This is a genomic window from Geodermatophilus amargosae, assembly GCF_900116515.1.
Lineage (GTDB): Bacteria > Actinomycetota > Actinomycetes > Mycobacteriales > Geodermatophilaceae > Geodermatophilus > Geodermatophilus amargosae.
On the sequence record NZ_FPBA01000011.1, the window covers coordinates 54,742 to 68,002 of the forward strand.

General features: G+C 76.4%; 15 protein-coding genes and 1 tRNA gene. 9 read left to right on the forward strand and 7 right to left on the reverse strand.

The window, feature by feature from the left end:
• Positions 1 to 45 precede the first annotated feature (45 nt).
• From BM414_RS28430 to BM414_RS15280, 5 genes are all read left to right on the forward strand, one after another.
• Entirely contained in the window at positions 46 to 240 is a 195-nt protein-coding gene (locus tag BM414_RS28430; RefSeq protein ID WP_139245870.1) for a hypothetical protein, read from the forward strand.
• 63 nt (positions 241 to 303) lie between these two features.
• A complete protein-coding gene (locus BM414_RS15265) occupies positions 304 to 885 on the forward strand; it encodes a winged helix-turn-helix domain-containing protein (protein WP_093580529.1) in 582 nt (193 codons plus the stop codon).
• Entirely contained in the window at positions 882 to 2,144 is a 1,263-nt protein-coding gene (locus tag BM414_RS15270; protein ID WP_175551610.1) for an MFS transporter, read from the forward strand. Before BM414_RS15265 ends, BM414_RS15270 begins: the two co-directional genes overlap by 4 nt.
• A gap of 45 nt (positions 2,145 to 2,189) precedes the next feature.
• A complete protein-coding gene (locus BM414_RS15275; RefSeq protein WP_093580531.1) occupies positions 2,190 to 3,302 on the forward strand; it encodes an NAD-dependent epimerase/dehydratase family protein in 1,113 nt (370 codons plus the stop codon).
• Between the two features lie 158 nt (positions 3,303 to 3,460).
• On the forward strand, positions 3,461 to 5,413 hold the full coding sequence (locus tag BM414_RS15280) for a DUF222 domain-containing protein (RefSeq protein ID WP_217644736.1): 1,953 nt from the start codon (positions 3,461 to 3,463) through the stop codon (positions 5,411 to 5,413).
• Between the two features lie 18 nt (positions 5,414 to 5,431).
• Here BM414_RS15280 and BM414_RS15285 read toward each other — a convergent pair whose 3' ends face one another.
• Together BM414_RS15285 and BM414_RS15290 are read right to left on the reverse strand one after the other, a co-directional pair.
• The gene (locus BM414_RS15285; RefSeq protein WP_093580535.1) at positions 5,432 to 6,112 is read right to left on the reverse strand and encodes a PaaI family thioesterase; all 681 of its coding nucleotides are present in this window, start codon (positions 6,110 to 6,112) and stop codon (positions 5,432 to 5,434) included.
• Positions 6,105 to 7,259: an acyl-CoA dehydrogenase family protein gene (locus BM414_RS15290; protein WP_093580537.1), complete on the reverse strand. Its 1,155-nt coding sequence runs from the start codon at positions 7,257 to 7,259 to the stop codon at positions 6,105 to 6,107. Before BM414_RS15290 ends, BM414_RS15285 begins: the two co-directional genes overlap by 8 nt.
• A 186-nt stretch (positions 7,260 to 7,445) precedes the next feature.
• On the opposite strand from BM414_RS15290, the gene BM414_RS15295 reads away from it, so the two are divergent.
• A complete protein-coding gene (locus tag BM414_RS15295) occupies positions 7,446 to 7,940 on the forward strand; it encodes an STAS domain-containing protein (RefSeq protein WP_175551611.1) in 495 nt (164 codons plus the stop codon).
• Positions 7,941 to 7,944: 4 nt separating this feature from the next.
• Here the strand turns inward: BM414_RS15295 and BM414_RS15300 are convergent, their stop codons facing one another.
• Positions 7,945 to 8,799, reverse strand: a complete 855-nt coding sequence (locus BM414_RS15300; RefSeq protein ID WP_093580541.1) for an aldo/keto reductase — start codon at positions 8,797 to 8,799, stop codon at positions 7,945 to 7,947.
• A gap of 128 nt (positions 8,800 to 8,927) precedes the next feature.
• Here BM414_RS15300 and BM414_RS15305 point away from each other — a divergent pair, with 128 nt between their 5' ends.
• A complete protein-coding gene (locus BM414_RS15305) occupies positions 8,928 to 9,509 on the forward strand; it encodes a histidine phosphatase family protein (RefSeq protein WP_093580543.1) in 582 nt (193 codons plus the stop codon).
• Here the strand turns inward: BM414_RS15305 and BM414_RS15310 are convergent.
• Positions 9,487 to 10,578, reverse strand: a complete 1,092-nt coding sequence (locus BM414_RS15310) for an EAL domain-containing protein (protein ID WP_093580749.1) — start codon at positions 10,576 to 10,578, stop codon at positions 9,487 to 9,489. The genes BM414_RS15305 and BM414_RS15310 overlap by 23 nt on opposite strands.
• Positions 10,579 to 10,699: 121 nt before the next feature.
• On the opposite strand from BM414_RS15310, the gene BM414_RS15315 reads away from it, so the two are divergent.
• On the forward strand, positions 10,700 to 11,314 hold the full coding sequence (locus BM414_RS15315) for a TetR/AcrR family transcriptional regulator (RefSeq protein WP_093580545.1): 615 nt from the start codon (positions 10,700 to 10,702) through the stop codon (positions 11,312 to 11,314).
• A gap of 18 nt (positions 11,315 to 11,332) precedes the next feature.
• Here BM414_RS15315 and BM414_RS15320 read toward each other — a convergent pair whose 3' ends face one another.
• Together BM414_RS15320 and BM414_RS15325 are read right to left on the reverse strand one after the other, a co-directional pair.
• Positions 11,333 to 11,830 carry a DUF427 domain-containing protein gene (locus BM414_RS15320; RefSeq protein ID WP_093580547.1) on the reverse strand — a complete coding sequence of 166 codons (498 nt, stop codon included), beginning with the start codon at positions 11,828 to 11,830 and terminating at the stop codon, positions 11,333 to 11,335.
• Between the two features lie 8 nt (positions 11,831 to 11,838).
• Complete coding sequence (locus tag BM414_RS15325) at positions 11,839 to 12,069, reverse strand: DUF3618 domain-containing protein (RefSeq protein WP_093580549.1); 231 nt, start codon at positions 12,067 to 12,069, stop codon at positions 11,839 to 11,841.
• A gap of 89 nt (positions 12,070 to 12,158) precedes the next feature.
• Between BM414_RS15325 and BM414_RS15330 the strand changes: the two genes are divergently transcribed.
• Positions 12,159 to 12,239: transfer RNA gene (locus BM414_RS15330), tRNA-Leu, on the forward strand.
• 29 nt (positions 12,240 to 12,268) lie between these two features.
• Here BM414_RS15330 and BM414_RS15335 read toward each other — a convergent pair.
• On the reverse strand, positions 12,269 to 13,189 hold the full coding sequence (locus BM414_RS15335) for a DUF6910 family protein (protein ID WP_093580751.1): 921 nt from the start codon (positions 13,187 to 13,189) through the stop codon (positions 12,269 to 12,271).
• Positions 13,190 to 13,261: the final 72 nt, after the last annotated feature.

Here is a 13,261-nt window from a genome sequence, read left to right on the forward strand (position 1 = left end):
CGTGGGCACCTCATCACCGCACCGTCCGCGACCCAGGGAGCCGCCATGTCCACCGCCACGACCCCCCGCCGCCGCTGGCGCCTGGCCGCCGTCGGCCTCGCCCTCGCCGCCGCGCCGTTCACCGCCGCCTGCGGCTCCGACGTCGTCGACGACGACGTGCAGCAGAACGTCGAGGAGGGCGTGGAGGACGCCGAGGAGGAGGTCGAGGACGCGACAGACGGCGAGGACTCCGACGGCTGACCCCGTCCCAACGGGTGCAGAGAGCTCTTTGCAGAGGGTCCTCTGCACCCATAGCCTCGGGTCATGGCCGAGCTGCCTCCCGGGGAGACCGTCGACGTCACCGACCCGCGCACCCTGCGGGCGCTCGCGCACCCTCTGCGCACCGGCCTGCTGGCCCTGCTCCGGTCCGAGGGGGCCTCGACGGCGTCGCGGCTGGGCCAGCGCCTGGGCGAGAGCAGCGGGACGACGAGCTACCACCTGCGCCAGCTGGCCGACCTCGGCTTCGTCGAGGAGGTCGCCGGCCAGGGCACCGCGCGCGAGCGCTGGTGGCGCGCCCGGCACCGCAGCACCCGCTGGCGCACCGAGGACCTCGTCGCCCAGCCCGGCGGCCGGGAGGTCGTCGAGGAGCTGACCCACCAGTCGCTGGGCCGCCAGCGCCGGATGCTGGCCGCCCACGCCGAGCAGCGGGAGGACCTGGAGCCGGCCTGGCGCGACGCCGTCTCGCTCAACGACTGGGCGCTGCACCTCTCGCCGGAGGGCGCCGCGGCGCTGGCCGAGGAGCTCAACGGCGTGCTCGCCCGCTGGCGCGCCGAGCACGAGGAGCCGGGCCACCCCCTGGTGCACGTGCTGCTCGACCTGTTCCCCCTGACCGAGGACCCGGCGTGAGGGCGCCGCTGACGGTCGCGGCCGCCGGACGCCGCTTCGTCGGCCTGACCGCGCTGCGCTGGCTGCCCGTGGGCCTGAGCGCCCCCGTGTCGGTGCTGCTCGCCGCCTCCCGCGGCCTCTCCCCCGCCGACATCGGGGTCGTCGTCGCCGTGTACTCGCTGGTCACGCTGCTGCTCGAGCTGCCCACCGGCGGGCTGGCGGACGCGATCGGTACCCGGCAGGTGCTCGTCCTCGCCGGCCTGGCCACCACCGCGGGGCTGCTGACCTCCGCCGTCGCCCAGAGCACCGCGGTGTTCGCGGTGGCCTGGGCGCTCAAGGGCGTCGGGCGGGCGCTGGACTCCGGCCCGCTGGAGGCCTGGTACGTGGACGCCGTCCGCACCGCCGACCCCGGCGCCGACGTGACGCCGGGGCTGTCCCGCGCGGGCGCGGCCGACGGCGCGGGCCTGTGCCTGGGCGCCGTGCTCGGCGGGGTGCTGCCGCTGCTCGCCGGCGGCGCGGACGACGGCGTCCTCGTCCTGCCCGTGCTGGTGGCCGCAGCGCTGGCGGCGGTGTCGGTGGCCGCGGTGGCGCTGCTCGTCGTCCCGCTGGGTCCGGCCGGCGGCTCCGGGGCGGCCGCGCTGCGGGCCGGCGTCGCCCGGGTCCCCGCCGTCGTCCGGGACACCGCCCGGCTGGTCACCCGCGACGGCCAGCTGCGGCGGGTGCTCACCGTCTCGCTGCTGGTCGGCTGCACGCTGAGCACGCTGGAGCTGGTGGGGCCGCTGCACGTCGCGGCGCTCACCGGCAGCGGGACCGAAGGCGCGGCGGTCTTCGGCGTCGTCATGGCGGTGTCGTACGGGGCGGCCGGCGTCGGCGCACTGCTGGCCCCTGCCGCCCGGCGGGCAGCCCGGGGGTCGGCGGGCCGGGCGACGGCGGGGCTGGTGGTCCTCGGCGCGGTCGCCGTGGCACTCGTGCCGCTCGGCGGCGCCCTGGCCCTCGGGTGCCTGTTCGCCGCCTTCTACGTGACGAACGCCGCCGCCTGGCCGCTGTGGAAGGACGTCCTGCACGCGCGGGTGGCCGCGGGGCAGCGGGCGACTGCGCTCTCGGCGTCCTCGCTCGCCCTGCAGGTCGGCGGGCTCACCGCGAGCCTGCTGGTGCTCCGGCTCGCCGACGCCGTCGGCACCTCGAGCGGGTTCTGGGTCGCGGCGGGCGTCCTGCTGGTCGTCGTGCTGGTGTCCCTCGGTCTGCGCTCGCGTGAGGCGGACCCGGCGCCGGTGGCGTGACCGGGCTCCCCGGTTGCCGTCCGGTGGTGCGGGTAGCGCCTGGACATGGCTGATCTCCCCAGTGCCCACCTCAACGGCCTGAAGGTCGCCGTCACCGGCGCGAGCGGCAACCTCGGCACGGCGCTGCTGCGGCGGCTGACCGCCCCGGGCAGCGGCGTGGCCGAGGTCCGCGGACTGGCCCGCCGGCAGCCGCCGGACGTCGAGCCGTACTCCTCGGTCACCTGGTACACCGCCGACCTCGGCGAGACGTCCAGCGAGCAGGCGCTGACCAACCTGCTCGAGGGCGTCGACGCGGTCGTCCACCTGGCCTGGATGCTGCAGCCGGGCCGGAGGTCCGATCAGCTGCACAAGGCGAACGTCGACGGCACCCGCCGCGTGATGCGCGCCGCGGTGGCCGCCGGGGTGGAGCACGTGGTGCACACGTCCTCCCTCGCCGCGTACGCCGCCGGCGGCGGGGACCGGCCGGTGACCGAGGACTGGCCGGTGACCGGCATCCCGAGCTCGCAGTACAGCCGCCAGAAGTCCGAGGCCGAGCGGGTCGTGCGGGACGTCGTCGGCCGCCGGCAGGACGTCACGCTGACCGTGGTCCGGCCCACGCTGGTGCTGCAGCCGGAGGCGGCGAGCGAGATCGGCCGCTACTTCCTCGGGCCGCTGCTGTTCGGCGCCGCCCGGCTGGTGCCCGGCCAGGTCGCCTCGCTGCTGCCGCTGCCCCTGCCGTCGCTGCGGGCCGGCTTCGTGCACGCCGACGACGTCGCCGACGCGATGACCCGCATGCTCGACCGGCGCGTGCCGGGCCCGTTCAACCTCTCCGCCGACCCGGCGCTCGACGCCAACGGGATCGCGCGGGCGCTGGGGACCACCCGGGTGCCGGTGCCGGCGGCGGTGCTGCGTGCCGGGCTGAGCGCGGCGTTCCACGCGCACCTGACCCCGACCGAGCCGGGCTGGCTGGACCTCGGCCTGCAGTCGCCGGTGCTGGAGACGGCCCGGGCGCGGACGCAGCTGGGCTGGCAGCCGGCCCACCGCGGCGACGACGTCCTGCGCCAGTTCGTGGCCGCCCTCGGCCGCGGGGACGGCGGCCCGGGCCCGCTGCTGGCCACGGCCGGCGGCCGCGAGCACGACCCCGCCGGCGACCCGCGGAACGTCCCGAACCCGCGCTGAGGACAGCCGCGTCACCCCTGCCGTCGACCTGAGCCGCGGCCCGGCCCCACGGGGCCGGGCCGCGACGCTGTCTCTGGAGACTGTCGCACGCCTCTGAGCAGCAGGTTCTCCGTCCACAGGTCTGCCGCCGACTTCCGTTCGAACGTATGATCGATCACGTGACGGGAACCTCGACCGCGGTGCTCGACGCACCGGCCACGACGCCTCCAGGTGTCGGCTGGGCGTCGGGTCCACTCGGCGAGGTGCAGGCCGCCGACCGCGAGATCGCCCGGCAGACCGCGCGGCGGTACCGGGCGATCGCCGCCTTCGCCGCGACCCGGCCGGCGTCGGCGGATCGGGCGCAGGGTGAGCGCGGGGCGATGGCGGCCGAGCGGTGGGCCGCCCGCCCGGAGGTGCTGCGTCCGGTGAGTGAGTGGGCCGCCCAGGAGCTGTCGATCGCGCTGAACGTGTCTGCTCAGCGCGCGCAGGACGAGCTCGAGCGCTCGCTCACGCTGACCCGGCGGCTGCCGCTGGTGCTCGACGCGCTGGAGACCGGGGTGATCCACCCCGGGCACCTGTGGTGCCTGCTCGAGCACGTCGCCCCCATCGCCGACGACGCCGTGCGCACCCGCGTGCAGCGCGAACTGCTCGACTGGCTGGCCGTCCGGCACCGGGTGACCACCCCGGCGCAGCTGGGCGACCGGGTGCGGCGGGTGGTCGTCCGGCACGACGCCCGCGACGCCGCCCGCGACCTTGCCTCCGCGATCCGCCGGCGAGGTGTGACCGCCCGGCCCGACCGGTGCGACGGCACGAGTGTGGTGTCGGCGCTGCTGACCACTCCGGAGGCGGCTGCGCTCGTTGCGGCGCTGGGCGCTTACGCCGACGCGCTGTCGCACGATCCGGCCGATGGGCGTACCCGCGGGCAGAAGATGGCCGACTGCCTGCTCGACCTCGTCCTGCGCCCCGGGGAGACCGACCTGCCGCCGGTGCAGGTGGTGCTGTCGGTGGTCGCGCCGATCGGCGCGCTGCTCGGCGGAGACCAACCGTGCGAGATCGACGGGCAGATCGTCCCGGCCGAACTCGTCCGTGTCCTGCTCGCCGCGCTGACCGGGCACGGGCTGGTCACCCCGATCACCGACAGCCCGACCACCGACACCGACACCGACACCGGGGCAACCGACAGCGTGGTCACCCGCGACGGCGATGGCGACGGCCATCGGGGCCTCACCGTCGACGAGTCCCCGCGCAGCGACCAGGTGCTGCTCGGTGTCACCGCCGCCGAGGCGGTGCGTTACGAGGCCGAAGCAGGCGAGCTGGCGGCGTGGTGGGCCGAGGTGGAACGTCGGGTGCTGGCCGGGGAGTTCGACGCCGAGCCGCCACCGCACTTCGTCGACGAGGACGGACCACCCGACCTCGCGCCATCGACCGACTCCGCGCCACAGACCGGCAGCGACGTCGCAGACGGCTGGTGGGCCCGCGCCGACCGCGCCGTCTGTGCCGCCGGAACCGCGCTCCTCACCGCGCAGCAGGCCCTCGGCCGCGCCTGCCGGCTGGTGACCACCGCCGAACGCGCCGACACCGCCGACGAGACCGCCTGGCGCGGCAGCGACGCCGGGCGGGTCACCGCCGCCCCGGACGCACTCGCCGCGCTGGCCGCTGCCACCGACCAGGCGCGGGAGTCCCTGGCTGACCTGCTCGGGCGCACCGCCGGCGGCGGGCTGGCCGACCGCCCATGGATCGTGTTGACCGACGCCGTCACCGGCGCACTGCTGGCTCTCACCGACCCACCCCGCCTCCGCCGTGCTGCCCGCCATGGCACAGGACTCGGCGCCCCGGGCCCGACCGACGGCTACCGGCCCGGCGCCACCCTCGACCGGCACGTCCGCGCCCGCGACCGCCGCTGCCGCTTCCCCGGCTGCCGCCGCCGCGTCCCCCGCGGCGGCGAACTCGACCACGCCGTCCCCTGGCCCGCCGGGCCCACCGCCGCGGCCGACCTCACCGGCTACTGCGCGAGCCACCACCGCGGCAAGCACCACGCCCCCGGCTGGCTCCACCGCCTCACCCTGGACGGAACGCTCACGGTCACCACGCCCAGTGGCATGACCGCGGTCACCGAGCCACCGCCCTACTGAGGTCCCGGGGCCGTCAGCTCAGGAGCGGGTGGTCCAGGCGCCGACGTCGCGGCCGGTGGCGGAGAAGACGTCGGCCGCCTGCTCGGCGCGCAGGGCAACGAACAGGCCCTCGGCCTCGGCGAGCACCACCTCGGGGGTGTCCTCGGCGACCAGCCGGGCGTGCGCGGTGGTCCGCCGGCCGACGGTCTCGCCCATCTCGGCGGTGAGCAGCAGCGGGACGCCGAGGTGCACGGGACGCCGGTAGGTCACCGTGAGGGAGGCGGTCAGCCCGCCGCGGCCGGCGGCTCGCAGGGAGCGGGCGAGCACGTGGTCGAGCAGCGTGGCCACCACGCCGCCGTGCACGAGCCCAGGCGGTCCCTCGTGCGGCTTGCCCACCGTGACCCGCCCGGTCGCCGTCCCGTCGGGGGTGTCCGAGGCGACCAGCGGCGGCGCCACCGGGCTGCCGGGACCGTAGACCGGGCTGTACCAGCGCTCGCCGGTCTCGGGGTCGTCGACGCGGGCGATCTCGTGCAGCCCCCGGCTCCGCGTCCGCAGCCGGGCGGCCAGTTCCCGCGCGGCGACGGCGGCAGCCGCCAGCTCGGCGTCGTCGACCTCGGTGCGGACGGCGGCGTCGACCAGCTCGCGCAGCGCGTCGCCCAGTTCGCCGACGGCGACCCGGCGGGTGGCCCGCTCCCCGGGTGTCAGCGGCGCGTCAGCCACGCGGCATGCCGGCCGCGCGCAGCAGCCCGCCGCCGACGATGACCCGCTGCACCTCGCTGGTGCCCTCGTAGAGCCGGTACAGCCGGGCGTCGCGGTAGAAGCGCTCGACCGGGGTGGTGCGCAGGTAGCCCAGGCCGCCGTGCACCTGCACCGCACGGTCGGTGGCGCGGCCGACCATCTCGCTGCACCACAGCTTCGCCGACGACGGGCCGATCGAGGTGTCCTCACCGGAGTCGTAGCGGGCGGCCACCTCGCGGACCATCGCCCGGCCGGCCAGCCACTCGGAGTGCATGTCGGCGATCAGCGCCTGCACCAGCTGGAAGCGGCCGATCGGTGCGCCGCCCTGCCTGGCGGTGGCCGCGTAGGCGACCGACTCGTCGAGCACCCGCTGCGCCATGCCGACGCACAGCGCGGCGATGTGCAGCCGGCCGCGGGAGAGGACGGTGAGCGCCTTCGAGTAACCGCGGCCCTCCTCGCCGATCAGCGCGTCGGCGGGCACGTGCACGCCGTCGAAGAAGACCTCGGAGGTCCAGGCGCCGGACTGCCCCATCTTCTTGTCCTTGGGGCCGAGCGTGACCCCGGGCGCCTTCGCGTCGACGACGAAGCTGGAGATGCCCCGGCCACCCTTCTCCTCCGGGTCCGTCCGGGCGAAGACGACGAACAGGTCGGCCAGCGGGGCGTTGGTGATGTAGCGCTTGGCGCCGTTGATCACCCAGCCGTCACCGTCGCGGCGGGCGCTGGTGCGCAGGCCCGCGGGGTCCGAGCCGGCCTCGGCCTCGGTGAGCGCGAAGGAGCCGATCAGCTCGCCGGCGGACAGCCGCGGCAGGTACGCCTTCTTCTGCTCCTCGCTGCCGAAGCGGGCGATCACCTGCCCGGCGATGCCGTTGTTGGTGCCGAACAGCGAGCGGAAGGCCGGCGTGGTGTAGCCGAACTCGAAGGCGAGCTCGACGTCCTCGCTCATCGAGACGCCCAGGCCGCCGTACTCCTCGGGGAGGGCGTAGCCGAACAGGCCCATGTCGGCGGCCGCGCCGCGCAGCTCCTCGGGGATGCGGTCGTCGAGGTCGATCTCCTCCTCGCGGGGGACGACCACCTCCCGCACGAGCTGGCGCACCGCGTCCCGGATCTGCGTGAAGTCCTCGGCGTCCACGTCCCCATGGTGCCGCCTCCAGCGGCCACCCGACGAGCCGGGGGTGAAACACCTCGTGGGCGATGTTGCAGATCAGGGAACTGACGGTTGCCGTCTGAGCACTCCGCGTTGCCCGTCACCGTGAGCCGCACTAGCGTCACCCACGGCTCCCGAACCAGCGGCGCCGCGTCCACTCCCGGAGTCCCCGTGCACCTCTCCGTCGCCGTCGTGCCCGCTCCCGGCCAGGTCGTCGCCCGGATCACCGGCGACGCCGGCCGCACGACGCTGCCCCGCCTCGCCGCCGGCCTGACCCGTGCGGCCGAGCACGGGACGGCCAGCGTGGTCGTCGACGTGGCGGGCGTGCGGTTCCACGACGGCGCGGCCCTGCGGGCCCTGGCCGGCTTCAGCGACACGCTCACCGCCGCGGGACGGCAGTGCCGCGTGGTCGGGGCCCCGGCGGTCACCCGGCGCCTGGTGGCCGAGGCCGGCCTCGCCGGCGTGCTCGAGCTCGACGGCCCGCTCACCGGCGCGGACCCGGTGCGACCCCGGCCGTGCCCGCCGGCCGATCCCCCCGCCGCGGCGGACTGGCAGCCGCCGGCGCGCGAGGAGGCCCGATGGCCCCGCCCCGCGGCCCACCCGGTGCGGGGACCCGCCGGCGAGTCCCGCCGACGGGTCCCCGTCCCCCTCGACCGCTGGCGCTGAGGGCTCAGGCCAGGGCGTCCAGGCGGGCCATGTCCTCGTCGGAGAGGGTCAGGCGCGCCGCGCCCATGTTCTCGGTGAGGTGCTCGACGGACTTGGTCCCCGGGATGGGCAGCACGACCGGCGACTTCTGCAGCAGCCAGGCGAGCGCGACCTGCGCCGGGGTGGCGTCCAGCTCACGGGCGACGTCGGCGACCGGGCTGTGCGGAGCGGCGAGGTCGCCGGTCGCGATCGGGAACCACGGGATGAACGCGATCCCGTTCTCCGTGGCGTGGTCGAGGACGTCCTGCGACTGCCGGTTGGTCAGGTTGTAGAGGTTCTGGACGCTGACGACGTCGACGATCTCCCGCGCCGCCCGCAGCTCCTCCACCGAGACCTCGGAGACGCCGATGTGGCGGACCTTGCCCTCGTCCTGCAGCTCCTTGAAGGCACCGAGCTGGTCGGCCAGCGGCACGTCGGCGTCGATGCGGTGCAGCTGGATGAGGTCGATCCGTTCGACCCGCAGATGGCGCAGCGACAGCTCGACCTGCTGCTTGAGGTAGGCCGGGCGGCCGACGGCCGTCCAGATGCCCGGGCCCTGGCGGGTCAGTCCGGCCTTGGTGGCGATGACCAGGTCCTCGGGGTACGGGTGCAGGGCCTCGGCGATGACCTGCTCGCTGACGAAGGGCCCGTAGGAGTCGGCGGTGTCGATGAGGTCGACGCCCTGCTCCACGGCGGCGCGGACCACGCGGAGCGCGCCGTCGCGGTCGGCCGGCTCCCCCCAGACGCCGGGGCCGGGCAGCTGCATGGCGCCGTAGCCCAGCCGGTGGACAGTGAGGTCGCCGCCGATGGCGAAGGTGTCGGCTGGTGCGGTCGCGGTCATGGACCCTCCCGGGTGCGCGGTGCCCCGGGCCGGCTGCCCGGGGTCTCGACGTCGCCAGCACGGCGGCCCGTGAGGGTCTTCCCGGGGGGCCGGGATGTGACCGGCGACACGTGGAGGAGAGGACGGCGATGGGCGAGATCCTGGTGCTGCGGCACGGCGCGACGGAGTGGAGCAAGAGCGGCCAGCACACCGGGGTGACCGACCTGCCGCTGCTCCCCGAGGGCGAGGAGCGGGCCCGCTCGCTGGCCCCGGCCCTCGCCCGGCGGCACGTCGTGGAGGTCTGGGTCAGCCCCCTGCAGCGGGCCCGGCGCACCGCCGAGCTGGCCGGGCTGACCGCCACCGCCGTCGACGAGGACCTCGTCGAGCTCGACTACGGCGGCTACGAGGGCCGCACCACCGCCGAGATCAGCGAGGAGCTCGGCCGCGAGTGGTCGGTCTGGCGCGACCCGATCGTCCCGGGCGGGACCCCCGGCGAGACCCTCGAGCAGGTCGGCGAGCGGGTGGACCGGGTGCTGGCCCGCGCCCGGGCCCGGCTCGACGACGGCGACGTCGCCCTCGTGGCGCACGGGCACCTGCTGCGGGTCCTGACCGCGCGGTGGCTGGGGCTCGAGCCCGCGGCGGGGTCGCTGTTCGCGCTGCCGGCCGGCGCCTACGGCTCACTGGGGCACGAGCACGCGCGCCCGGCGCTCACGGGGTGGGGGCTGGGCTGACCTCGGCCGCCTCGACGGCGGGCGCGGCGGGCCGGCCGAACAGCCAGCCCTGGGCGAGGTCGGCGCCGAGCGCGGCGACCTCCTCGGCGACCTGCTCGGTCTCCACCCCCTCCGCGACCACCACCGCACCGAGCCGGTGCGCGTGCCCGGCCACCGTGCGCACCACCGCGCGGGCGCCGTCGTCGGGCAGCGCGGACACCAGCGCGCGGCCGAGCTTGACGACGTCGGGGCGGACGACGTCGAGCAGCGAGCGGCTCGACCAGCCGGCGGCCACCTCGTCGAGCGCCACCCGCCAGCCGCGCGCCCGGTAGGACTCGAGGACGGCGAGCAGGTGCCCGCGGTCGGCGACGGCGGCCCGCTCCCCCACCTCGAGCACCAGCTGCCGCGGCTGCAGGCCGGCGGCCTCCAGCGCCTCGACGGTGCTGGCGAGGTCGGCGTCGGGGTGCAGCACCGAGGTCGGGTGGGTGTTGACGAACAGGTCGGCCCCGCCCAGCCAGCCGGCCGCGCCGGCGATCGCGCACTCGCGGCCCACCCGGTCCAGCCGCGGCAGCCACCCGGCGGAGTCGGCGACGAAGAACAGGTCGCCGCCGTCGACGGTGCGCCCGTCGGAGTCGCCGCGCAGCAGCGCCTCGTGCGCGACGACGGCACGGTCGGCCAGGGCCACGACCGGCTGGTAGGCCGACCACAGCTCGGCCTCGGCGAGCACCCCGACCTCGGCGGTGACCGCCCGGCGGGCCAGCTCCTGCGCGAGGGTCGGCGCGGTGAGCAGGCCGATCGCCAGCGCGGTGTACTCGTCGGCCGGGTCGGTGGCCACCCGCACCGCCTCGGCCTCGGCGCCGGTCAGCGCTCGGGAGATCCGGTCGAAGAACAGCTCGACGCCCACGCCCTCGCGCTCGTCGGAGAGGTCGAGCAGGCCGGGGGCGGAGAACACCGACAGCCCCACCGAGCGGGCGACGGCGGCCACGGCGGGCAGCACGTTCTCCTCCGCGGTCGCCAGGAGCACGCGGGTCGCGGCCTCGGGCAGGGGCCACTCCTCGCGCCTCCGCACCGCGCCGATCGGACTCGCCACGCGCAGCAGGATGACCGACCGGTCCGACGAGGCCGGGCAGGCGCGCGGACCGGGTCCGACCGGGTCCGGTACCGCGGCGCGGACCGGCCTCAACGGGCACCCGAGGCCCTAGTGTCGGTCCATGACCGCACTCGTCACCGAGCCGCCGACGCGCGCAGGCCGCGGCGGCCGTCCGCGGGACCCGAGCCGCGACGACGTCATCCGCGCAGCGATCCTGCAACTGCTCGGCGAGGTCGGCTACGGCGCGCTGACCATGGACGCCGTCGCTGCGGAGGCCGGCGTCGGGAAGGCGACGATCTACCGCCGCTGGCGCACCAAGCAGGACCTCGTCGTCGACACCGTCTCCGACCTCAACCGGGCGTGGACGGTCGACGTTGACACCGGGTCGCTGGAGGGCGACCTGCGCTCGCTGGTGCACCGGATGGTGGAGATGATGGCCAGCCCGGTCGGGTCCGCCACCCGTTCCCTGCTGGCCGCGATGCAGCACGAGCCGGCGCTGATCGAGGCGTTCCGGGAGGGGCCGCTGGCGGTGTGGCGGCGGGCCTACGACGAGCTGTGGGCGCGCGCGCAGGCGCGCGGCGAGGTCGGCCCGGGGCTGCCGCAGTCCATCCCGGCCGAGGCCACCACCGCGCTTCTCGTGCAGCGCTGGATGGTCACCCGCGAGCCGGTGGACACCGCCTACGCCGACGCGGTGCTCGAGACCGTCGTCCTCCCGCTGGTGCGCCGGGCGGGCTGAGCCCCACCGGCACGCGCGTCACCAGCCCAGCGTGCCCGGCTCGCCCTTGAACGGGCCGACGACGTCGCCGGTGATCCATCCGCCGTAGAAGTCCCCGGCCTGCGCGTGCACCTGCTCGCCGTCGACCAGCGCCCGCTCCACCTTGCTCGGGTAGAACGCCACCGCACCGCGCAGGTGCTCGTAGCCCGGCGTCGGCTGCTCGTAGGACCAGCCCACCGCGGGGTACCGCCGGCCGTCGACGACAGCGTCCCAGTAGGTGGCCTGCCCCTTCCACTCGCACCACGACGAGCCACGGGCCCGCTCCAGCACGCCGGGGACGACGTCGTCACGGGGCACGTAGTAGACCGGCGGGTGGCTGGTCTCGCAGACCCGCACCGCCCGGGTGGACTCGGCGACGACGCGCCCGCCCATCTCGACGACGACGCGGCGGGGCGTGACCTCGGCCGAGGGCGGGCGGGGGTAGTCCCACACCGACTCCTGGCCGAGGCCGACGGGGTCCCGCCGGGGCGCGCGCACGGGGTCGCTCAGTTCCTGCGGTGCCGGACCTTCTGGACGACGACGAGCGTCACCAGCAGGCCGAGGGCACCGATGGTCGCCTTGCCGGCGGTCGAGGTCAGGAACCGCTGCACGGCGTCCCTGCCCTGGGCCTTGAGCCGAGTCGGGCTGCCCCGGTAGGCGAGGTGGTCCAGGGTCGCCGCCAGCGACTCACGGGCGGCGTCGATCTCCAGCTGGATCTCTCGAGGGTCGCGAGGCACGGCGACAGCCTGCCAGACACGGCGCCGACCGGCCCGTTTCGCCGATCACGGCACCCGGCCGGGCGACCGGTCCTAGACTCGGCGGCCACGCGGGAGTGGTGTAACGGCAGCCACGCCAGACTTAGGATCTGGTGCCCTCGGGCGTGCGGGTTCGAGTCCCGCCTCCCGCACTCGACGGGCCGGGCGGCAGAGGTCCCGGTCAGCCCAGCGTCACGGTGAGGTCGACCTGCGGCGAGGGCAGCTCCGGGTCGTCGGCGTCCACCACGGCCAGCAGGTCCACCCGGTCGCCGTCGGTCCCGCGCAGCGCCAGCCCCTCGACCTTGACCACCCGACCCTCCACCTCCGGGACCGGCGCGACGTCGAGCACCCGGCCGCCGTCGGCCAGGACCAGGGCGGTGGCCACCACGGGGCCGTCGTCCACGGCGTTCGGGGTGTCCTCCGCTGCCGCCGACAGCAGCTCCCGGCCGTCGGGAAGCGCCACGGCGTCGGTGACCGCCAGCCCGACGCCGGCCACCTCGCCGAGGTCGAGCACGTGCACCGCGCCGAGGCGCACCGAGCCGGGGTCGGCCCGTCCGAGCAGGACCGCGACCAGGTCCGCGAGGGGGACCTCGACGCCCGCGCTGGGCACCCCGGCCGCGAGGTTGCCGCGCTGGTACCAGCGGAGGACGTCGCCCGCGCGGCTGGCGCCCTCGAGGTTCAGCTGCCCGGCCGGCACGCCGAGGCGGTCGGCGACCGCGGCGTAGAGCGGCCCGAGGTCGGCCGCCCGCACCGAGGGCCGGTCGCCGTCGAGGGTGACCAGCACCCCCCGCATCCGCCGGTCGGTCGACCCCGACCCGAGCAGCAGGACCGCCTCCTGCCCGTCGGCCTCCACCGGGCAGGCCGTCTCGAGGTCGGGCTTGAGCGACTTGGTGCCGGCCGCCTCGGAGAAGCGGTCGTGCCCCTCCACGGGCGGGAGCAGCCGCACCGGCAGCACACCGCCGGGTCGCTGCCAGGCGGCGGCGGTGGCGTCGTCCTGCGCCACCAGCCAGCCGTCGCCCAGCGGGGCGAGGCCGGAGGCCGCGGTCACCGGCGTCCCGTCGTCGAAGCGGAGGCCGCGCACAGCGGTGAGGTCGACGCGCACGACCCCTCCGTGCCCAGCCGGGGGCCCGACCACGCCGGCGCAGATCACACGACCGTGTTCCCGCAGGTCGGC

Bases quoted from the DNA above. Each gene is read 5' to 3' on its own strand.
- BM414_RS28430 (WP_139245870.1), top strand. From the start codon at position 46: ATGTCCACCGCCACGACCCCCCGCCGCCGCTGGCGCCTGGCCGCCGTC.
- BM414_RS15265 (WP_093580529.1), top strand. From the start codon at position 304: ATGGCCGAGCTGCCTCCCGGGGAGACCGTCGACGTCACCGACCCGCGC.
- BM414_RS15275 (WP_093580531.1), top strand. From the start codon at position 2,190: ATGGCTGATCTCCCCAGTGCCCACCTCAACGGCCTGAAGGTCGCCGTC.
- BM414_RS15300 (WP_093580541.1), bottom strand. From the start codon at position 8,799: ATGACCGCGACCGCACCAGCCGACACCTTCGCCATCGGCGGCGACCTC.
- BM414_RS15305 (WP_093580543.1), top strand. From the start codon at position 8,928: ATGGGCGAGATCCTGGTGCTGCGGCACGGCGCGACGGAGTGGAGCAAG.
- BM414_RS15315 (WP_093580545.1), top strand. From the start codon at position 10,700: ATGACCGCACTCGTCACCGAGCCGCCGACGCGCGCAGGCCGCGGCGGC.